The sequence below is a fragment of the Ruegeria sp. ABM4_193 genome (genome assembly GCF_056158705.1).
The window spans coordinates 107,279-126,727 of record NZ_JBSWTT010000003.1; the positions used below are offsets into that span (position 1 = coordinate 107,279).

Consider the following 19,449-nt stretch of genomic DNA (forward strand, 5'->3'; position numbering starts at 1 on the left):
TTTATCCCAACAGGTAGATCACGGGGAACAACATGATCCAGACCAGATCGACCATGTGCCAGAACTGCGCGCCTGCCTCGATGTTGCGCGGGTCGTCGCGCCAGGCCACCAAGAGAAGGAGTCCGACCCCGGCCAAGACATGGGCGGCGTGGAAGCCAGTCAAAAGGTAATAGAACAGAAAGAAGGGATGGGTTTCATACGTGATGACTTGTTCAGCCTTTCCAGCGTATTCCGCGCCTTTGATAACAAGGAATACAACCCCCAGCGCAGCCGCGAACACAAGTGCAAACCGTGCTTTGAACCGTTCCGCAGCGCGGCGCCAGTGCAGAGCTTGCGCGGCAAGGTAACCTGACGTAACCAGCACCGCAGTGTTGAAGGCAGCTCCGGTGCGGTAGAGATGCGATTGCGCCTCGGCAAAGCCCACAGGATCGGTCAGCCGCACGCCCATAAAGGCAATAAGGCCCGTACCGAAGACCAGCAGTTCCGATATGATCAGAACCCACATCAGCAACTCGCCGGGAAGCTCGTCGATCAAGGAAGCGTCGCTCATGCCCCGACCAGTTGGCGGTAGATCTGTGGCAGAGCCATGGTCAGGCGGTGTGGATCGGGAATGACGGCGAAACCGCCCTGACCGAACATGCGTGGGAACCAGCTTTTGCCAGTTTTGTCGATGGTGACGCCAAAAACCGATTGCCCGGCGCGGCGCGCCTCACGTACCGCCATGCAGGTGTCTTCAATACCGTGGCGACCTTCGTAATGGTCGAGATCGTTGGGTTTGCCGTCTGTAATAACCAGCAGCAAACGGCGCTTGCGGGATTGGCTGGCCAGATCGGCAGAGCAATGGCGGATCGCCGCGCCGAGCCGGGTGTAGTGACCGGGTCGCAGTGAGGCAATGCGTTGCTCGACCTTAGCCCCCATTGGTTCATCGAACCGTTTGCAGCGTTGTACATAGACACGTTGACGTTTCAGCGAACTGAACGCGTGGATGGAGAAGTCGTCGCCACAGGCGTTCAGACCCCAGGCAAGCGCGGCCAAAGCTTCGCGTTCGATGTCAATCACGGCGCGACCTGTGACCGCGCTTTCGGTCGAGCGGCTGACATCCAACAGAATCGACACCGCCAGATCACGGGCTTCGGGGCGCGATTGCATCCAGATGCGTTCGTTTCCTTCACCGCTCGCCCTTCGCTCGGTCTCGGCGCGTACCGCAGCCTCAATGTCCAGCTGGTCTCCGTCCAGATGGCCGCGGGTCATCACCCGTCCGGGGCGGAGAGCCTCGAACTGGCGTTTCACAGCTCGGATACGGCGGGCCGTGGCGGGATCCTTGCCAAACTCAGCCGCGTCTTCTCGGATGTCGGCATCTGAAAGCAGGACATTGACGTGATCCGGCAGGTATTGCCCGGTCCGCACGTCCCATTCAGGGTACAGGATCCGACCTGACAAGCGTTCGCGGTTCACATCCTCGGGCGCAAGGTCCAGATGCAATTTCAATTTGGTCGGCGTCGCTTTTGAGATCTGGCCCAAGCCGATCTCTTCCTGATCGTCAGCGGCTTTCTTGGCATTGTCAGGATCGTCGTCATCGATGCGGCGGTTGATATTCAGGAACTCGGCCCAGCTGAGGATCGCTTCGAATTTGTGCAGGATGAAACTGTCGCTGCGCTCGGCCTGATCGGATTTTCGGCGGCGGGCCCGATGGGTTTTCTCACCAGATTCTTCAGGTTCGCCCTCGGTCTCGGGGTTTTCCACCTCGTTATGTTCTGAAAACCCAACCGCCCGCAATTCGGGCCACAGGGGAACCGGTCGGAAGTGTTGATAGCCCCGCGGCGCAGCCAGTTCGTCATCATCCAGCGCCAGAAGATGCTCTGCCCTTGAAGACAGAAGGGCAGGATCGCCAAGCATATGACGGACAAGCTCTTCCACTGCTGCTTCATCGGGCGGCAGGTCGGGAACGTCACGGTGATGCAGAACGCCTTTGCACAGCTCGATATAAAGCGGACGTAGTCCGGGCGCATTTCCCAGTGTTGCCTCCACCATGTGGCGGGCTGCGATCAGGGCGCGCAGGTCAGCGCGTAATGGGTCATCTTCGTCGATGCGGGTTCCGGCATGAGCCGCAGCCGCGGCCAGCCAGACATAAAGTGCGCCATTTGCTTCACGCGCAGGGAACACAGCCAGGCGATCCGGTAGCCGAAGCACTTCACCGTCAAACGATGCGCGGGGCATTAGTTCGGCCTCAGTCGCCAATCGGCGCCGCCAACTTAAACGGTGGTGCGAAACCTCGGGTGAGACCGGGCGCAATTCAACGCCCGGACTACCCCCAAGTCCTCGAAAGAGGACAGCCAGCCGCCCCGCGACCTGAGACAGATCGACCGCGGCTCCTTCATGCACCTGGGGTGCATCGAGGCGGCTGGCAAGGGTGTGCCACAGTTTCCCGATCGTTTCTTCGGGTTCCCATGGCTCAAAGTCGATCTTGACCATCGGCCGGCCTCACCCAAAGACAGCCGTGACAAGATCGAGGAGCCCGCGTTTGATGTCCTCGTCATCTGTCAGAGGTTCAACCATAGCGGCGAGGATGGCGCGGTCGGTGGACATGCCTTGCGCGATCAGCGTCGCGGCATAAACGACCAGACGGGTGGAAACGCCTTCCTCAAGGTCCTGACCCTTGAGCCCGCGCAGCTTGTTCGCCAGTCGCACCAGTGGTTTGCAGCGTTCCAGCGGCAAACCACTTTCCTGAGCGACGACTTGCGCTTCCATTTCAGGCGAAGGGAAGTCGAACTCGAGCGAGATAAACCTCTGACGGGTCGAGGGTTTCAGGGTTTTCAGGATATTCTGGTATCCGGGGTTGTAAGAGGCGACGAGCATAAAGCCGGGCACGGCCTCAAGCTCTTCACCTGTGCGGTCAATCGGCAGGATGCGCCGGTCGTCGGTCAGCGGGTGTAGGACGACGGTGACGTCCTTACGGGCCTCGACCACCTCATCAAGATAGCAGATCGCGCCTTCGCGCACCGCCCGGGTCAGGGGGCCATCGACCCAGACGGTTTCGCCACCTTTCAGCAAGTAGCGCCCGATCAGGTCGGCTGCGGCCAAATCATCATGACAGGCCACGGTGTAAAGCGGGCGGCCGAGTTTAGCCGCCATGTGGGCCACAAAGCGGGTCTTTCCGCATCCTGTCGGACCTTTCAGCAGAACCGGCAGGTCGTTGTTATACGCGGCGCAGAACACATCGCATTCATCGCCTTGGGGCAGGTAGAAGGGGGCGTTCGCCGCCCCCTCATTCAGTTTCATGGAGCCGTCCATATCCATCACTCCGCAGGGGTTTCGGCTGCGCCGGGTTCAATGACCTCTTTCCGGGGCACCCAGATCGAGTAAATGAACAACAGTGCTCCAAGAACAACAACCACACCGGAACCAAGACGCATCCAGTAGAAGACTGCGATTTGGTCCTGCACATCCATGAAGTAGTCACCAACCACGCGCTGCATGTGCGTTTGCACGGTACCACCGAAGGTCAGCACGAAGGTCATGAAGACCATGCCGCTGGTCATCAGCCAGAACGAGCCCATGTTCAGCACCTGGTTATACGGATCCCGGTTTTTAAGGATTGGCATCGCGTAGGTGAAGATCGCCAGGTTGAGGCAGACATAGGCGCCGTAGAAGGCCAGGTGACCGTGTGCGGCAGTGATCTGCGTGCCGTGGGTATAATAGTTCACCCCGTGCAGCGTGTGCAGGAAGCCCCAGACACCGGCACCAAAGAAGGCAAGCGTGGCACAGCCCAGCGACCACAGCAGCGCAGCCTTGTTGGGGTGGTCGCGGCGGCCCTTCCAAACCATGACGAAGGCAAAGGCCATCATTGCAAAGAACGGGATCACCTCAAGGCTGGAGAAGATCGACCCGATCCACTGCCAGTATGCAGGTGTACCGATCCAGTAATAGTGGTGCCCTGTGCCAAGGATGCCCGAGAACAGCGCGGCGGCGACGATGACATACAGCCATTTTTCGACGATCTCACGGTCCACACCGGTCAGCTTCAGCATCAGGTAGGCCAGGATCGAAGCCATGATAAGCTCCCAGACGCCTTCCACCCACAGGTGGACAACATACCACCAGTACTGCTTGTCCAGGGACAGGTTGCCGGGGTTGTAGAAGGCAAACAGGAACAGCAAAGCCAGCCCCCAAAGGCCCAACAGAAGGATGTTGGAGATGGCCGTCTTTTTGCCCTTCAAAACGGTCATCGACACGTTGTAGAGGAACATCAGCGCGGCCACGACGATGCCCGCCTTGACCCATTTGGGTTGTTCAAGGAACTCGCGCCCCTCTTTGCCCAGAAGCCAGTTGCCTTCAAACAGGTTGAAGACATAAGTTACGACCACACCTAATGTACCGACCACAAGAATGATCAGCTGAAGGTAGGCCAGCGTTGGCGAATGGATTTCGCGCTCGGTCTCTTCCGGGATCAGGAAGTACGCCGCACCGAAGAAGCCCAGCAACAACCAGACGATCAGAGAGTTGGTGTGCAGCATCCGAACGATGTTGAATGGCAGAAGCTCACTCAGGAAGTTTGGGAATACATAGATGAAACCGGCCAGCAGGCCGCCGATCACCTGTATTGCGAACAAGGCCATGGCTACCGCAAAGTAGGCATAGGCGATTTTTTGGGATTCGTATTTCATTGCTCCGTTCCCTTTCTCAGCCTGCCTCGTTGGGCGGCCAGTCCTGAGCGTCGATATTGTCCGTCCAGATCAGGAAGTTGGTCAGGTCGCGGATTTCTTCGTCGCTGAGGTTGAAATTGGGCATCTGCCGGCGGCCGGGAATGCCGGTCGGTTGTGCTTCCATCCAGCCTTTGAGGGATTCAAAGGCTGATTCCGGGTCATCCAGCACACCCCAGCGGGTCATCACATTGCCCACTTCGGGGGCATAGTAAGCACCTTCCCCAAGGATCGTATGGCAGTTGATACAGGCGTGTTTTTCCCAGACATGCTTGCCGCGGATCACGCTTTCATCAAGTTTGGCGGCGTTTTCCGAATTAACGATATACAGGTGCGAATGGGCCGACAGGGCCAGAAAGATGAGGATGAAGAACAGTGACCCGCCATAGAATATGTTGCGAGCCATGCTCTTTGTCATGACTTCTCGCATCGCGCTCTCCTTTGCGCAGATTAGCTAGTGTTGTCAGCATGGCGGGCGGCGCGCATCCATGCCTTAACGAAAGTCAAGACATTGGATGTGACGCGATGATGTCTCTAAAGTTCTTTATGAGCACCCAAATCGCGCCCAGAAATTGACTTAAAATCACACGATGTTAACTGATATCGCGTGAGAGTAGCCGGAGAGTGTGCCAACGCTTCGGATCAGCAGTAAAATAGTGACGGGTTAATCGATGGCGAACTATTCATATATCGGCTACGAGCCGGGGGTTATTTCACTAAACTTCACTGGGTTTAACACCGGCAATATCACGCTTTCGGGGACTTACGATGCCGCGACAGATCGACGGGTCTTTGATGTAACTGACGCGGCCGGGGGTACGCTGGTCAATGGCGCCCCCGACAATGGGACAGACTTTAACGGCGATCGGTTCAATAACGAATTTGGCGATGACCTGACCCAGACCGGTGTTGTGACCAACCTTGATGGTTCTGTCACGATCGACTCAGGTGCGATCTATCTCGAGGAATCGTACAGCCTCAGCAAGCCGGGTGGCGGCACCATAGACGTATTCCGTGTCGAGGTTGAAGGTAATCTGGTCGGATACATCACCTCAGAACCTCTGGTGGCAGGAACGACTTATTCCTTTGTCAGGTCAAACGTAACACCGACCAACGCACCAGACACATCAGACCCTACCGCAATTATCGATGTTCCCTGCTTCGTGGCCGGAACACGGATCACGACACCAGATGGCCCTGTTTCCATAGAAGATCTGCGTGTCGGGGATTTTGTTGTGACAGCCGATAACGGGCCGCAAGAAATACGCTGGATTGGTTCGCGTCTGTTGGATGCGACCGACTTGGCCGCGCGCCCAAAACTTCTGCCCATTCGGATAGCAGCCGGAAGCCTTGGCAAAGGGCTGCCGGAACGGGACCTCTTGGTCTCGCCTCAACATCGGATGATGCTTCGTTCGCCCATCGCCGTTCGTATGTTCGACAGCGCAGAAGTTCTGGTTCCGGCGCACAAACTGGTTGGCATTCCGGGCATAAATGTGGACGTGATGGCGCAAGACGTCGTCTATTTTCATATTCTGTTCGACCAGCACGAGATCATCTATTCCGAAGGCGCCCCATCCGAGAGCCTGTTCACCGGTGCCCAGGCCATGGCCAGTATCCACTCGGACGCGCGCGCTGAAATCCTCGAACTATTTCCAGAGCTTGCGCAACCAAACTACATCCCACAGCCAGCAAGACAAATCCCGGATAAGGGCAGGCGCGCACGCGCTCTAGTCTCTCGGCATATCAAGAATGAGCGCCCGCTGATTTCCGAATGCTAGGTCTCGGAGAGCCAGTTGGGCTCAAAGCGCCTTTGCCACCCGAGGTCCTGTCAAAGCAGGCCACATTGCGAAGACATACAGCCCAACAGCTGCAATCCAAAGGCCGTCAGCCATCAACATGGCGGTCATATAGCCGCCTGTCAGCTCTGACCCCAACCAACGCACCAAAGCCGCAGCGGCCATCAACCCATAAGCAATCACCATCGGAGACGGTGCAACAATCGGGCGGCCACTGTGACCCAGAGCAGCGCGGCTCATGACCGCGAGGGTCATGCCGCCCACGCAACCGATCCCCAGCAGGTGAATCGCACCAACCTCGTTGCCAAACCCAATAGCTGCCAGCCCCCAAAGAATCAGTCCAAGAGCCAACATTCCGAGACCTAAAAACAAAGCCAGAAGGATTGGCTGGCGCATAGCCCATCGTGCTCTCCAACGGGCCATGCGCGATAGTTGCACGCAGCCCAACACCAGAGCAACAACACCTGCCACCGGGCTTGTTTGCAGCGTCAGCACAAGCAAAGGCAGAAGCAGCGCCAGAAACATCGCCGCCTTGTCTAGCTGCGGCACCGAAACAGGCCAGGACGCCTCTGGCTGACCCGCGCGTTTCATTGCATTGCGGGTAAAAGCTGGTGTGATCCGGCCGCCCAGAATCGCGATCATCGAGCAAAGAGCAAGCAACCCCGCCCGGACCCCTGTGTTCAACGTATCAGCGGTTACTCCGATCCATTCCAGATGGACCATCAGATTGGCGATCCAGATCAAACCCAGAAGATACACAAACACCATGTTTTGCGGCTTGGGTCGACGGAACAACTGACTCGCAACTTTAAGTGCCAGAATTGGCACAAAAATCAGATCCAAAAAGGCCACGAGCAAGGGCGACAATGAACCTGAAAACCAGACGGCCACCCGCCCGGCAATCCACAGAAACGCGACAACAGTAATAAAGCGTGCCCGCGCCTCGGGGGCACCGGTCCAATTTGGAACAGCGGTCAGGAAAAACCCACCCAAGGCCGCTGTCGCATAGCCAAATATCATTTCATGGGCGTGCCACATAACCGGTGGCATGGCATAGCTTTGATCCCAAAATGGCAACAGACCGTCCAGCGAAGCCAACCATGCGCCCCAAGCTAACCCTGCGAACACACCATAAAGACCCGCCAAGAGGAAAAAGACACGAAATCCCTCACTGAAAACGCGTTTTATCACAGATGCCATGACCGCTCTCCATAGCCTCACCAGTGGTTACGCAAGCTCTATCGCGGCGGGTCTTACGCGGCCTTAACCGAAATCAAGCATCGCTTAAACATGTGCGAAATTCTCAAGTTTTATTGGTGTTTCAACAGTTGAATTATTGCCTTTAAGTCTCAGTTTGCGCCCCTGCCGTTGACTTTGGTCAAGGATGACATCTCCGTGATGGCTCAGTCTCTGCCTTGCCTCACCACGCAAATGGAGAGTGATCATGTCACTTGGAATCAGCTACAACAAAACTGGCCGCGCATTGGGGGTCGGATTGGCAATGTTGTTGGGCAGCGTCGCTGCTCCAACCTTCGCCGAAGAGCCAACTCTCAGCAAGGAAGCCTTTGAATCATCCAAACAACTGTACTTTGAACGCTGCGCCGGCTGTCACGGCGTGCTGCGCAAAGGGGCAACAGGTAAAAGCCTTGAGCCATTGGTGGAAACCAAAAACGCCGACGGTACCGTAACCGAATCCGGCACCCTGAAGCTGGGTCAGGAACGGCTTGAAAAGATCATCGCCTGGGGGACCGAAGGCGGGATGAACAACTTCTCGGACGTTATGTCCGAAGAAGAAATCCGCGATATGGCAACCTACATCCAGATGGAGCCGCCCCAGCCACCGGAAATGTCGCTTGAACAGATGATGGCGACACGCAAGGTCTATGTTGAACCCGAGGACTACCCGACCGAGCCACTACATGGCCGCAACTGGGAAAACTTCTTCGTTGTCATCGAGCGTGACGTGGGCAAGGTGGCCGTGATCGACGGTGACACCAAGGAAGTCCTGGCGCACATCCCGACGGGTTACGCCGTGCACGTTCTGAAAGCCTCCGAACACCATAAACTGGAAGAACCCGAAAACCCGGGCCGCTTCTGGTACACGATGGGTCGCGACGGCAAGATGACCAAGATCGACCTGTGGCAGAACCCCGAGAACATGTTGGTGGCCGAAGTGACCATTGGCTATGACGCCCGCGATGTGGCCGTTTCGGGCGACGGTAAATACGTGATCGGTGGGGCCTATTGGCCGCCGCACTTCGCCATTGTCGACGCCGAAACCATGGAGCCTAAGAAGGTTGTCTCGACCCGCGGCTACAACGTCGATGGGGACTATGTGGAAGAGGCCCGCGTGGCTGCGATCTACACTACGCCAAACGAACCCACCTGGATCGTTGCCGTGAAAGAACTGGGTCAGTTGTGGCAGGTCGATTACACTGATCTGGAAAACCTGCGGATCGACAAGATCGACAGCGCCAAGTTCCTGCATGACGGTTTCTTTGACCCGACCGGCCGTTACTTCCAGATCGCCGCAAACGCGTCGAACAAGATGGTTGTGGTCGACACCGAAACCCACAAGCTGGAAGCTCTGATCGACACCGCGCCGCTGCCGCACCCCGGCCCGGGCGCCAACTGGGATGATCCAAATTGCGGCCCTGTTGCCGGTACAACCCACTTGGGTGAAGGCACCGTGACCGTTTGGAGCAACGACCCCGAAGGTCGCCCGGATGATGCCTGGAAGGTCTGCTACGAAGTCGAAACTGACGGACCCGGTCTGTTCATCCGGACACACCCGGAATCAGACTACATCTGGGCTGACCAGACCAAGCACCCCGAGCCTGAGATCCAGCAATCGGTGCAGGTCATCGACAAGGCATCCGGTGAGATCGTGAAAACGATCCAGATCACTGAAGAGGAAGGCAACGTCGCCGTCCACTTCGAGTTCAACCAGGATGGGTCCGAGGTCTGGGTTTCCAAGTGGAACCGTTCGACCTCGAAAGAACCAAACGGTGAGATTGTGATCTTCGACGCCAAGACGCTGGAAGAGATCGGTCGCGTGAAGGGACTGTTTGCGCCCACCGGCAAGTTCAACGTCTACAACCGGTCGAACCACGTCACCTGACGGGTTTGACACTAGAACCAGAAAGGGCGGGCCCCTCGCCCGCCCTTTCTTCGTTTTCCCCATCAGCTAATCGCGTCGGCCTGACACGCCGCGCCAGTCAAGACAGCCAAGACGGAGCCCGGATATGACCTCCGAACCTGATAAAAAACCACCGATCTGGCGCCGGTATTTCCTATGGGGGATGCCCGTGGCCGGCATTGCCGCAGCCTTTGCTGCCGGTATCATCTTCTGGGGTGGGTTCAACACCGCCATGGAAGCCACAAACACCAAGGAATTCTGCGTCTCGTGCCACGAGATGCGCGATTTCGTCTACGAGGAATACACCGGCACGATCCACGATGTGAACCGGTCCGGCGTAGGGGCTGTCTGTTCAGATTGCCACGTTCCCAAAGACTGGACCCACAAGATGATCCGCAAGATAAAGGCGTCCAGAGAACTGTACGGCAAGATGGTCGGATCCATCAACACCCGCGAGAAGTTCGAGGCCAAACGTGTTCATCTGGCCATGAACGAATGGGAACGGATGAAAGCCACCGACTCGCGCGAATGCCGCAACTGTCACGATTTTGAATCGATGATGCCCGAGTTTCAGAAACCCCGCGCGCGTCAGCAGCACCTGAACGCAATGACGGTCGGTCAAACCTGTATCGACTGTCACAAGGGGATTGCGCATTCGGACGCCCGTGATCGGGCTGACGAGGAATATTTGGAAGAGCTTGAAGCCCCAAACCCAGCGTTCATTCGCGAGATCCCCGCCGAGTATCTGGCAAGCCTCGAGAAGATTGAAACTCAGGAAGCTGCAGAAGCCGAAGCAGAAAAAGCTGCCAAAAAAGTACAGCAAGAGGCCGTTCAGGCTCAGATCGCAGCCGCTGTTGACGCTGCTGTCGCAGAAGAACGAGCTAAAGCAGCTGGAGAAGAAGCCGCGGCCCCTTCAGGCGGTGGTGGAGATGTCGCAACCAACATCGACTGGAACGCGGTTGCCAGTGCAGATCTGAAACTGTTCTACCCCGGTCAGGCTTCGTTTGAGTGGGTACAGAACGGCAAGTTCCACGGCGGGGCGCGGCCCCTGACCAAAGGTGGCGATCAGTGCACCACATGCCACGCCAAGGAACTGGACGCGATCGGCAACAAGATCGTTGCAGGCGGCGATCTTGAACCAACTCCAATCCCCGGAAAACGCGGTGTGATCGACGCAACTGTTCAGGCGGCGCATGACGACGAAAACCTGTATATCCGCCTGCAATGGCCGGATGCGGGCCACAACCCTGCCCCGTTTGTGGACGGCGGCAAGATGGATCCCGACAACCAGATCAAGGTCGCCATGATGATCACCGGCACAGGTATCGAACTGGGCGAACAAGTGGGCTGCTGGGCGTCTTGCCACGCGGACAACTCTTATATGCCGTTTGATCCCGGTGCCGAGGCAATCGCCGCCAATGGTGACGTGGCCGGTCGTCTAAATACGCAGGACACTGTGACCAAATACATAAGCGAAAGCCGCACGGATGTCGAAATCAAAGGTCGACGTGGCAAGGCACTGGGCGGTTGGGACAAGCTGAAGGCTGCGGAACAGATCGAGCAGTATCTGGCCGATGGCACCTATCTTGACCTGATGCGCGTCTATGCAGATGGCAGCGCCACTAACGGCTATCTGCTGGAACAGCGCGTGGTCAATGACGGTGAAATCGCCGCGTCGGCTGAATTGTCCGGCGGTATGTGGACGGTGGTCTTCACTCGCCCGCTGAACTCTGGCGCGCCCGGTGATGTACCGCTGGAAGCAGGTCAGACTTATACCGTTGGCTTTGCGATCCACGACGACTTCAGCGCTGCCCGGTTCCACCATGTGACGCTGAACACCAGTCTCGCGCTGGACGACGACAGTGCATTCATCAACGTGGTTAAACAATAACGGATCGGGGCCGGGTCATCCGGCCCCCGTCACTTTGGAAGGGAGACATGGACTATGAAACCCCAACGCCTTCTTCCCGCGCTGCTGCTTTTGGCCGCGCCCGCCTGGGCGGATGAAACCGCCGAACTGTGTGCCGAGGCGGAAGACCGTTATGTCGAGCTGTTTGGTCAGCCTTCATCCGCCGTCGAGGATGCCGAAGTGGTGCTGATGTATAAATATAATTTCTGCCCGTTTGAGCTGACCGTGAAGGCAGGCACAACTGTCCGCTGGGTGAATGTCGACAAACGCACCAGCCATTCGGTTCTTTTGAAAGACGGCAGCGAACCCGAAAGCGACCGTTTGTTCCCTGAGGAAACGGTCGACCTGACGTTTCTCACACCCGGCCCGCAGGAATATCTGTGCGGCCCACACTGGGAAACACAGAACATGATCGGAATGATCACCGTCGAACCCTAAAGCAATAAAATACAGGCAAGAAAACAGGAGCGCGGGCGCAAATCCCGCGCTCCTTAACTTATGTCAAGGAGGTCGGTTTGCGATTGCGCCACCTTGCTCTCATGACACGCCCGGCAGGCCCAGCGACGTCCCGTTTACGCAAGGCTGATCCGGGTTTCGATGACATTCAGACCAAGCGAGTTTGCACATGAGCGGTAAGGTTTTTCTGATTGGCGCAGGCCCTGGCGATCCCGAGCTGATGACCCTGCGCGCATTGCGGATGCTGCAAGAAGCAGATGTAGTGGTCTATGATCGGCTGGTGTCTGCCGACATTCTAAATTTGCACACCGAGGGGGCACGGCTGATCCCGGTTGGCAAAGCACCTAAATGCCACACGGTTCCACAAGACCGCATCAACGAAATTCTGCTGGAAGAGTCCAGTGCGGGTCACACGGTTGCCCGTCTCAAAGGCGGCGATCCGATGATATTTGGCCGCGGCTCAGAGGAGGCCGCTTATCTGATGGCCCACGGTGTCGCTGTCGAATATGCGCCGGGCATTACGGCGGCACAGGGTGCGTCCGCTTCAACCGGCGTTCCGCTGACCCATCGCGGGTTGGCGACCTCGGTGCAGTATGTCACTGGGCACCGCCAGGCCGACAAGGTGCTGGACCTCGACTGGAAACGTCTAGCCGATCCGGACTCGACGCTGGTGGTCTATATGGGTGTCGCCAACATAGGCCAGATCGCCATGGGTCTGATGACGGAAAATCTGCCGGGGTCTACCCCGGTTCTTGCCGTCGGCAAAGCGACCACACCGGATGAAAGCCGCATGGTATCTCGGTTGGACCAATTAGCCACTGACGTGCGCGAGGCCGGGTTAAAAGCACCCACGCTCTTTATAATTGGCAAGGTCGTATCGCTTTATGCCGAACGGCCCGTGGCCGAGCTTTTGGAGCAAGCCAATGGCTAAGCTGGGACGCAGAACAGTTGCGACAGGATGTAGCGCGCAGCGCCCTGTCGCGCGACGGCATTCGATGCCGTCGGTGTTGCTGACAACGGCTGTGCTCATCGCAACATCCGCCTTCGCCGCTGACACCCTCGACCCCAACGCCCTGAAACGCCTTGTCCATCAGGATTGCGGATCTTGCCACGGTTTGTCGCTTAAAGGCGGTCTCGGCCCCGATCTGCGCAGCGAGACGTTGAAGCATTATGATGCGGACGTCCTGACCGGCGTCATCCTTGATGGCATCCCAGACACCGCGATGCCCCCATGGCGACCTCTGATCAGCGAGGAAGAGGCCGAATGGATTGCCCGCTACCTGCTGGAACAGGAGGCACAATGAAACACCTCATACTCGGCCTTGCAGCCTCATTGATGTTGACCACCGCACACGCCGAACCCACAGCGACCGGCGATCTTGGTCTTGTGATCGAACGCGCCAATGGATCGGTCCTGTTGGTCGATCAATCGGACCGGGCAGCTCTGGCTCGTATCGAAGGTTTGGGCGATTTGTCCCATGCCTCGCTGGTCTATTCGCCTGATGAACGCTTTGCCTATGTCTTTGGCCGTGACGGCGGGCTGACCAAGGTTGACATCGTCACGCGCCAGATCGTGAACCGCGTTGTTCAAGCGGGGAACGCCATTGGCGGTGCCATCTCGGACGACGGTACACTTGTTGCCGTGTCGAATTATGAGCCCGGTGGTGTGCGGGTGTTTGATGCTGACACGTTGGAAATGGTTGCGGACATCCCCACCGACAGCAAAACCATCGGTCTTGTGGACGCGCCAGGACGTCGGTTTGTCTTCACCATGTGGGATACAGGCGAGACCTGGATTGCCAACTTCGCCGAAGGCGAACCCGCGATCACCAAGATACCTGACATGGGCAAGAACCCCTATGACGCGCTGATCACCGCCAATGGCCGCACCTATATCACGGGCCTGTTTGGCGAAGACGGTCTGACCGCGCTTGATTTATGGGCCGACACTCCGGAGCCCATCCGTGTGCTGCCCAACTATGGGCGCGGGCAAGAAGAAATGCCGGTCTACAAGATGCCCCATCTGGAAGGCTGGGCGCTGACGGGGCGCGAATTCGTGCTGCCCGCGGTTGGTCATCACCAGGTGCTCTGGGTCGATGCCGACACTTTGTCCGAAACCGGGCGCACCAAAACGCACGGCCAGCCGGTTTTTGCCATGGCGCGCCCGGACGGGCGACAGGTTTGGGTCAATTTCGCCCACCCGCTGAACGACACCATTCAAGTGATCGATAGCGTCAGCAAAGAGATCATTCACGAATTCAAGCCCGGCCCTGCGGTACTGCATATGGAATTCACACCACGCGGGCATGAAGTCTGGATCAGCGTGCGCGACGCCAACAAGGTGATGGTCTACGACACGCAAACGTTTGAGAAATTGCGCGAAATCGACGCCGACAGCCCTTCGGGCATCTTCTTCACGGCCCGCGCGCACAAAACGGGGCTTTGATGGATGCAGCATATCACCGACCCGATTGATTGCCGCCTGTTGGACGACTTTCAGCGCGATTTCCCGATCACAGAGCGCCCATTTCAAGTGCTGGGAGACGCGCTTGGGCTGGACGAAACCGAAGTACTTGACCGTCTGACCCGGATGCGTGCCACCGGTCGCATCACGCGGGTTGGTGCAACCATCACGCCCGGCGCGGTGACAGCCAGCACTCTGGCAGCTGTGTCTGCACCGGAAAATCGGTTGGAAGAAGTTGCCGCCCTGATCGATGCCGAACCTGGGGTGAACCACAATTATCAGCGTGAAGATGTATGGAACCTCTGGTTTGTCGCAACAGGCCCGGACCGCGCACACGTCAACGAGACACTGGCCCGGATCAGCCGGACCTCGGGGTTGCGGGTGCTGGATCTGCGCCTGGTCCGACCGTTCAACGTGGACCTTGGGTTTCGCATGACTGCTGGCGCCAAGAACGTTCCTGGTGCGCGCAAAGTAGACGCATCAGCCATGCGCGATGGGGATCGTTGTTTGCTGCAGACACTCAGCTCGGGCCTTTCACTGGTCGCAGAGCCCTATGAGGCTCTGGCTCGTTCCTTGAACCGGAACGTGGATGACGTGATGGCACGGATCGCCGCCTTGCACACTGCCGGTATCATTTCTCGGCTCGGCGTTATCGTGCGCCACCGGGCACTGGGTTGGTCTGCCAATGCGATGGTTGTTTGGGACTTGCCTGCGGAACAAATTGACACTGCCGGTCCGGCGCTGGCCGCCTATCCCGGTGTCACGCTGTGTTATGAGCGCAATCCGGTTGAAGATGTCTGGCCCTATCGCCTCTATTCGATGATCCACGCCCGGACCCGGAACGAGGCTATGGACGTGCTGGCCGGTGCAATGGAGCTGCCCGAACTGGCTGGCGCGCGGAACAAGGTGCTGTTTTCGACCCGTTGCTTCAAGCAGACCGGAGCCTTGATTCAAGCGCGGGAGGTTGCCGCATGACTCTGGACGACAAAGACCGCGCGATCCTGAACCGGATGCAGGACGATCTGCCGCTCACCTCTCATCCTTTTGCGGCAGTGGCCGACGAGCTTGGCCTGTCCGAAACCGAGCTGCTGGAGCGTCTGACACGGCTGAAGAAAGACCGCGTTATCACGCGCTTTGGCCCGTTTTTCGACGCAGCCGCCATGGGCGGGGCCTTCTGCTTGTGCGCCATGGCTGTTCCGACTGAAAATTTCGAAACCGTCCTGACCAAAGTCAATGCGCACCCTGAGGTCGCCCATAATTATGAACGTACGCACCGGCTGAACATGTGGTTCGTGCTGGCCACCGAAACACCTGAGGGGATCGAGGCCGCCGCCGATGCCATCGAACGGGAAACGGGGATCGATGTTCTCCGTTTCCCCAAACTCCAGGAATTTTTCATTGGCTTCCGGGTGGCAGCATGATCGATGCAACCGACAGACAGATTATCGAGGCGTTGCAAGGGGGCTTACCCTTGTCGCCGACCCCGTATGCGCGGGTTGCCAAGGATCTTGGGCTTCAGGAAACCGATCTGCTTGAACGGCTGACAGCCCTGAAAGCACGCGGTGTGATCCGTCGCATTGCTGCGGCCCCAAATCACTACAAACTTGGCATGACATCGAACGGCATGACTGTTTGGGATGTAGACGATGCCAGCATCACCAAGTTGGGTGCACAGATCGGCGCCCTGCCCTTTGTGACCCATTGTTATGAACGGCCCCGCGCCCTGCCCGACTGGCCCTATAACTTGTTTGCCATGGTGCATGGTGCCAACCCTGATGAGGTTGAACAAAAGCGCGCCGAAATCGCTGCAATTCTGGGCGATGCCTGCCGGGCCAAGGACATCCTCTATTCCACGCGCATCCTGAAAAAGACCGGTCTGCGCCTGAAAAAGAAAGGCTGAGACATGTTCCGCCTGACAGAATACATGCACCAACTCGTCACCCCGACTCCGGTGCGCAAACGCCGCCCTGGCCCAGTGAAACCTGTGGTGATCTGGAACCTGACGCGACGCTGCAACCTGAAATGCCGCCATTGCTATACCGTCTCGGCGGATGTGGCGTTCCCCGGTGAGCTCAGCCATGAGCAAGCCATGGTAACCCTTGAGGATCTTGGCCAGTTTCGCGTCCCGGCCTTGATCCTCTCGGGTGGGGAGCCGCTGGACCGGTTCGATTTCTTTGACATCGCGAAACGCGCCCGTGATCTGGTGCCGATGCTGGCTTTGTCGACCAACGGCACGCGGGTTTATGATGAAACCGCCGACATGATTGCCGATGTGGGTTTCAACTACGTCGGCATATCGCTGGATGGAATTGGAGCGACGAATGACTGGTTTCGTGGCGTCGAGGGCGCTTTTGCCGACGCCTTGCGCGGCGTGCGAGAGTGCAAAAAGCGCGGCATCAAGGTCGGCCTGCGGTTCTGCCTGACCGAAGGCACGCAGCATCACTTGCCTGACTTGCTAAAGCTCTGTGATGATGAAGGGGTCGATAAGTTCTACTTGTCTCACCTCGTCTATGCTGGGCGGGGAGACAAGAACCGGGGCGAAGACGCCGAACACCAGCGCACGCGCAAGGGATTGGACCTGCTGCTGGAGCGCGCGTGGGAGGCCGCGTCAGGCGGGCGACCGTTGGATATCGTGACCGGCAACAATGACGCCGATGCAGGGTATTTCCTGAACTGGATCCGCGCGCATTTCGATGCCGAAAAGGCCGCGCATGTCCGCGAGCATCTGGCCGCATGGGGTGGAAACTCCAGCGGTTTAGGCGTCGCCAATATCGACAATCTGGGTCGGGTTCATCCGGACACATATTGGTCCGACTACACGGTCGGCAATGTAAAAACCAAACCGTTTTCAGAGCTTTGGACCAGCAATGACCCGATGCTGGCCATGTTACGAACTCGCCCACGCCCCTTAAAAGGTCGCTGCGGTGCGTGTGAGCTGAAGGACGTCTGCGGTGGCAACACGCGCATTCGCGCCTTGCAACTGACCGGCGATCCCTGGGCCGAAGATCCGGCCTGTTACCTGTCCAATGAAGAAATCGGCGTGGATGACGCGGGAGAGCGCCTGCAGGTCACGCCTTTCCGGGGGAAAAGCCATGATCCGGCGCATCAGTTCTTTGGATAACCCCTCCCTGTTCCGGCAAATCGTGCCACCTGTGGAGCCTGCGGGAGCCTCCGGCGGGAGTATTTGGAAAAAGATGAAGATCGGACTGTTGTGTTCCGTTCTGACGGCTGGTTCGGCATGGGCCGACGCGCCAGCGGATTACGCTGAGCACTGCGCGTCATGCCATGGCGAGAACCGCTTGGGCGGCGTTGGGCCAGCTTTGATCCCCGAGACGTTAAAGCGAATGCGGGGGCCGCGGGTTGCAGCGGTGATCGCCGAGGGCCGCACCGCGACACAGATGCCTGCGTTTTCACATGAGCTCGACGCTTTGCAGATCGAAGAACTGGCGGGGTGGCTAAAATCTCCGCTTGAGAGCGACCCGGAATGGGGTAAAGCTGACATCATGGCCAGCCGTATTCTGGACGAGGATTACACCCCGGTCGAAGCACCCGTGTGGGATAGTGACCCGATGAACATCACGCTGGCGGTGGAGACCGGTGATCATCACGTCAGCGTTCTGGATGGCGACACGTTTGAAGTGCTGGACCGGTTCGAGACCCCTTTTGCCGTTCATGGCGGGCCAAAATTCAGCCCAGATGGCCGATACGTTTTCATCATGTCCCGCGATGGCTGGGTTCAGAAATACGACATCTGGGCGTTGAAGCAGGTTGGACGCGTTCGCGCGGGCCTCAACAGTCGCAACATCGCCATGTCAGGCGACGGAAAATGGGTGGCCGTTGCAAATTACTTGCCCAACAGCCTGTCCCTGCTGTCGACCGCGGACCTCTCGGTTGCCACTGTCATTGAAGTCAAAAGCAAGAAAGGCGTGCCCAGCAGGGTGTCTGCCGTCTATCAGGCCCCACCGCGGGAGAGCTTTGTTTTGGCCCTGAAGGACGTGCCCGAAATTTGGGAGGTGTTCTACGGGGCCAACCCGCCACAATTTGGTATCGGGCATGATTTCCGCATTGAAGGTCAGTTCAAGAATCCCAACCCCTTCCCCGTGCGCAAGATCACCACGCCCGACTATCTGGACGATTTCTTTTTCGACCAGAGCTATGAGTTTGTCATGGGGGCGTCACGTGATGGCAAAGGCGGTCAGGTGATTGATCTGGTGATCGGTCACAAGGTGGCCGATCTTGACCTGCCGGGGATGCCGCATCTTGGGTCCGGTATTACATGGAAGCATGGCGATACGACCGTGATGGCCACGCCCCATCTGACCGATGGTACCGTATCCGTGATCGACATGGAAAGCTGGGAAACCATCCAGCGGATCAAGACGGAAGGACCGGGGTTCTTCATGCGCAGTCATGAAAATTCACCTTATGTCTGGGCCGACGTGTTCTTTGGCCCGAACAAGGATGCGATGCATGTGATCGACAAGCAGAGCCTTGAAATCGTGAAAACTCTGCGCCCCGCGCCAGGCAAAACCGTGGCTCATGTGGAGTTCACCAAAGATGGTAGCCACGCGCTGGTTTCGATCTGGGAAGATGATGGCGCGGTGATCGTCTATGACGCGCAAACGCTGGAAGAAGTCCGTCGCCTGCCGATGCGAAAACCATCTGGAAAGTACAATGTCTGGAACAAAATCACCTTCTCGGAAGGCACCAGCCACTGACGGCAAATGGCCGGTTTGGAAGCTGGCCATTCTGCTTTATCCCGCCACGGCACTGACCGTGGCTATCAATCTGTTTTTGCTGGGTTTAATTTTACACAGCGCCGGGTTTGGAGCGATTGAACCTGTTCCCGCACTTCTGTGGTCCGTCCCTTTGGGCATTCCAGCGACATGGCTGGCAGGGCGCTGGATACGCGGATTGATGGACGAGGCAGACGGCTAAGCAAAGAATCTGTCTGCCTAACCAAAGTCAAGTATCGGCTAGTAGGA

General features: G+C 57.8%; 19 protein-coding genes. 13 read left to right on the forward strand and 6 right to left on the reverse strand.

Translation table 11 applies throughout. From position 1 onward, the window contains the following. Window position 1: 1 nt before the first annotated feature. From ACXADZ_RS18845 to ACXADZ_RS18865, 5 genes are read right to left on the reverse strand one after another with little or no spacing between them, the layout of a single operon-like run. Window positions 2-550, reverse strand: a complete 549-nt coding sequence (locus ACXADZ_RS18845; RefSeq protein WP_475198832.1) for a cytochrome c oxidase subunit 3 — start codon at window positions 548-550, stop codon at window positions 2-4. After that, window positions 547-2,472 (reverse strand): nitric oxide reductase activation protein NorD, encoded by a 1,926-nt coding sequence (locus ACXADZ_RS18850; protein ID WP_475198835.1) that lies wholly within the window; start codon window positions 2,470-2,472, stop codon window positions 547-549. Before ACXADZ_RS18850 ends, ACXADZ_RS18845 begins: the two co-directional genes overlap by 4 nt. 9 nt (window positions 2,473-2,481) lie before the next feature. Next, complete coding sequence (locus ACXADZ_RS18855) at window positions 2,482-3,297, reverse strand: AAA family ATPase (protein WP_475198838.1); 816 nt, start codon at window positions 3,295-3,297, stop codon at window positions 2,482-2,484. Continuing rightward, entirely contained in the window at window positions 3,297-4,664 is a 1,368-nt protein-coding gene (locus ACXADZ_RS18860; RefSeq protein WP_171094611.1) for a cbb3-type cytochrome c oxidase subunit I, read from the reverse strand. The genes ACXADZ_RS18855 and ACXADZ_RS18860 overlap by 1 nt, the downstream gene beginning before the upstream one ends. 16 nt (window positions 4,665-4,680) lie before the next feature. Beyond that, entirely contained in the window at window positions 4,681-5,130 is a 450-nt protein-coding gene (locus tag ACXADZ_RS18865) for a c-type cytochrome (protein WP_171094608.1), read from the reverse strand. Between the two features lie 241 nt (window positions 5,131-5,371). Between ACXADZ_RS18865 and ACXADZ_RS18870 the strand changes: the two genes are divergently transcribed. After that, window positions 5,372-6,478: a Hint domain-containing protein gene (locus ACXADZ_RS18870; RefSeq protein ID WP_475198845.1), complete on the forward strand. Its 1,107-nt coding sequence runs from the start codon at window positions 5,372-5,374 to the stop codon at window positions 6,476-6,478. A 21-nt stretch (window positions 6,479-6,499) separates the two neighbouring features. Here ACXADZ_RS18870 and ACXADZ_RS18875 read toward each other — a convergent pair whose 3' ends face one another. Then, entirely contained in the window at window positions 6,500-7,696 is a 1,197-nt protein-coding gene (locus ACXADZ_RS18875) for an NnrS family protein (protein ID WP_475198848.1), read from the reverse strand. A 244-nt stretch (window positions 7,697-7,940) separates the two neighbouring features. Between ACXADZ_RS18875 and ACXADZ_RS18880 the strand changes: the two genes are divergently transcribed. From ACXADZ_RS18880 to ACXADZ_RS18935, 12 genes are all read left to right on the forward strand, one after another. Beyond that, the gene (locus tag ACXADZ_RS18880) at window positions 7,941-9,617 is read left to right on the forward strand and encodes a cytochrome D1 domain-containing protein (protein ID WP_475198851.1); all 1,677 of its coding nucleotides are present in this window, start codon (window positions 7,941-7,943) and stop codon (window positions 9,615-9,617) included. 124 nt (window positions 9,618-9,741) lie between these two features. After that, entirely contained in the window at window positions 9,742-11,526 is a 1,785-nt protein-coding gene (locus ACXADZ_RS18885) for a NapC/NirT family cytochrome c (RefSeq protein ID WP_475198853.1), read from the forward strand. A gap of 54 nt (window positions 11,527-11,580) precedes the next feature. Beyond that, entirely contained in the window at window positions 11,581-11,982 is a 402-nt protein-coding gene (locus ACXADZ_RS18890) for a cupredoxin domain-containing protein (protein WP_475198855.1), read from the forward strand. 187 nt (window positions 11,983-12,169) lie between these two features. Further along, a complete protein-coding gene (cobA, locus tag ACXADZ_RS18895) occupies window positions 12,170-12,931 on the forward strand; it encodes a uroporphyrinogen-III C-methyltransferase (protein ID WP_475198858.1) in 762 nt (253 codons plus the stop codon). 64 nt (window positions 12,932-12,995) lie between these two features. Next, a complete protein-coding gene (locus tag ACXADZ_RS18900; protein WP_171094961.1) occupies window positions 12,996-13,304 on the forward strand; it encodes a c-type cytochrome in 309 nt (102 codons plus the stop codon). Continuing rightward, window positions 13,301-14,446 (forward strand): cytochrome D1 domain-containing protein, encoded by a 1,146-nt coding sequence (locus tag ACXADZ_RS18905; protein WP_475198862.1) that lies wholly within the window; start codon window positions 13,301-13,303, stop codon window positions 14,444-14,446. Before ACXADZ_RS18900 ends, ACXADZ_RS18905 begins: the two co-directional genes overlap by 4 nt. 3 nt (window positions 14,447-14,449) lie before the next feature. After that, entirely contained in the window at window positions 14,450-15,439 is a 990-nt protein-coding gene (ahbB, locus tag ACXADZ_RS18910; protein ID WP_475198865.1) for a siroheme decarboxylase subunit beta, read from the forward strand. Continuing rightward, entirely contained in the window at window positions 15,436-15,885 is a 450-nt protein-coding gene (locus ACXADZ_RS18915) for an Lrp/AsnC family transcriptional regulator (RefSeq protein ID WP_171185622.1), read from the forward strand. Before ahbB (ACXADZ_RS18910) ends, ACXADZ_RS18915 begins: the two co-directional genes overlap by 4 nt. Next, on the forward strand, window positions 15,882-16,364 hold the full coding sequence (gene ahbB, locus ACXADZ_RS18920; protein WP_475198870.1) for a siroheme decarboxylase subunit beta: 483 nt from the start codon (window positions 15,882-15,884) through the stop codon (window positions 16,362-16,364). The genes ACXADZ_RS18915 and ahbB (ACXADZ_RS18920) overlap by 4 nt, the downstream gene beginning before the upstream one ends. 3 nt (window positions 16,365-16,367) lie before the next feature. Continuing rightward, window positions 16,368-17,585: a heme d1 biosynthesis radical SAM protein NirJ gene (nirJ, locus tag ACXADZ_RS18925; protein WP_475198872.1), complete on the forward strand. Its 1,218-nt coding sequence runs from the start codon at window positions 16,368-16,370 to the stop codon at window positions 17,583-17,585. A gap of 73 nt (window positions 17,586-17,658) precedes the next feature. After that, complete coding sequence (locus ACXADZ_RS18930; protein ID WP_475198876.1) at window positions 17,659-19,182, forward strand: cytochrome D1 domain-containing protein; 1,524 nt, start codon at window positions 17,659-17,661, stop codon at window positions 19,180-19,182. Next, complete coding sequence (locus ACXADZ_RS18935) at window positions 19,139-19,402, forward strand: hypothetical protein (protein ID WP_171094584.1); 264 nt, start codon at window positions 19,139-19,141, stop codon at window positions 19,400-19,402. Before ACXADZ_RS18930 ends, ACXADZ_RS18935 begins: the two co-directional genes overlap by 44 nt. The last annotated feature ends 47 nt before the right edge of the window (window positions 19,403-19,449 follow it).

Coding starts and splice junctions, on each gene's coding strand:
- ACXADZ_RS18860 (WP_171094611.1), bottom strand. CDS start 4,664: ATGAAATACGAATCCCAAAAAATCGCCTATGCCTACTTTGCGGTAGCC.
- ACXADZ_RS18855 (WP_475198838.1), bottom strand. CDS start 3,297: ATGGATATGGACGGCTCCATGAAACTGAATGAGGGGGCGGCGAACGCC.
- ACXADZ_RS18850 (WP_475198835.1), bottom strand. CDS start 2,472: ATGGTCAAGATCGACTTTGAGCCATGGGAACCCGAAGAAACGATCGGG.
- ahbB (WP_475198870.1), top strand. CDS start 15,882: ATGATCGATGCAACCGACAGACAGATTATCGAGGCGTTGCAAGGGGGC.
- ACXADZ_RS18875 (WP_475198848.1), bottom strand. CDS start 7,696: ATGGCATCTGTGATAAAACGCGTTTTCAGTGAGGGATTTCGTGTCTTT.
- ACXADZ_RS18880 (WP_475198851.1), top strand. CDS start 7,941: ATGTCACTTGGAATCAGCTACAACAAAACTGGCCGCGCATTGGGGGTC.
- ahbB (WP_475198865.1), top strand. CDS start 14,450: ATGCAGCATATCACCGACCCGATTGATTGCCGCCTGTTGGACGACTTT.
- ACXADZ_RS18885 (WP_475198853.1), top strand. CDS start 9,742: ATGACCTCCGAACCTGATAAAAAACCACCGATCTGGCGCCGGTATTTC.
- ACXADZ_RS18930 (WP_475198876.1), top strand. CDS start 17,659: ATGAAGATCGGACTGTTGTGTTCCGTTCTGACGGCTGGTTCGGCATGG.
- ACXADZ_RS18845 (WP_475198832.1), bottom strand. CDS start 550: ATGAGCGACGCTTCCTTGATCGACGAGCTTCCCGGCGAGTTGCTGATG.
- ACXADZ_RS18905 (WP_475198862.1), top strand. CDS start 13,301: ATGAAACACCTCATACTCGGCCTTGCAGCCTCATTGATGTTGACCACC.
- ACXADZ_RS18865 (WP_171094608.1), bottom strand. CDS start 5,130: ATGCGAGAAGTCATGACAAAGAGCATGGCTCGCAACATATTCTATGGC.
- cobA (WP_475198858.1), top strand. CDS start 12,170: ATGAGCGGTAAGGTTTTTCTGATTGGCGCAGGCCCTGGCGATCCCGAG.
- ACXADZ_RS18915 (WP_171185622.1), top strand. CDS start 15,436: ATGACTCTGGACGACAAAGACCGCGCGATCCTGAACCGGATGCAGGAC.
- nirJ (WP_475198872.1), top strand. CDS start 16,368: ATGTTCCGCCTGACAGAATACATGCACCAACTCGTCACCCCGACTCCG.
- ACXADZ_RS18900 (WP_171094961.1), top strand. CDS start 12,996: ATGCCGTCGGTGTTGCTGACAACGGCTGTGCTCATCGCAACATCCGCC.
- ACXADZ_RS18935 (WP_171094584.1), top strand. CDS start 19,139: ATGTCTGGAACAAAATCACCTTCTCGGAAGGCACCAGCCACTGACGGC.
- ACXADZ_RS18890 (WP_475198855.1), top strand. CDS start 11,581: ATGAAACCCCAACGCCTTCTTCCCGCGCTGCTGCTTTTGGCCGCGCCC.
- ACXADZ_RS18870 (WP_475198845.1), top strand. CDS start 5,372: ATGGCGAACTATTCATATATCGGCTACGAGCCGGGGGTTATTTCACTA.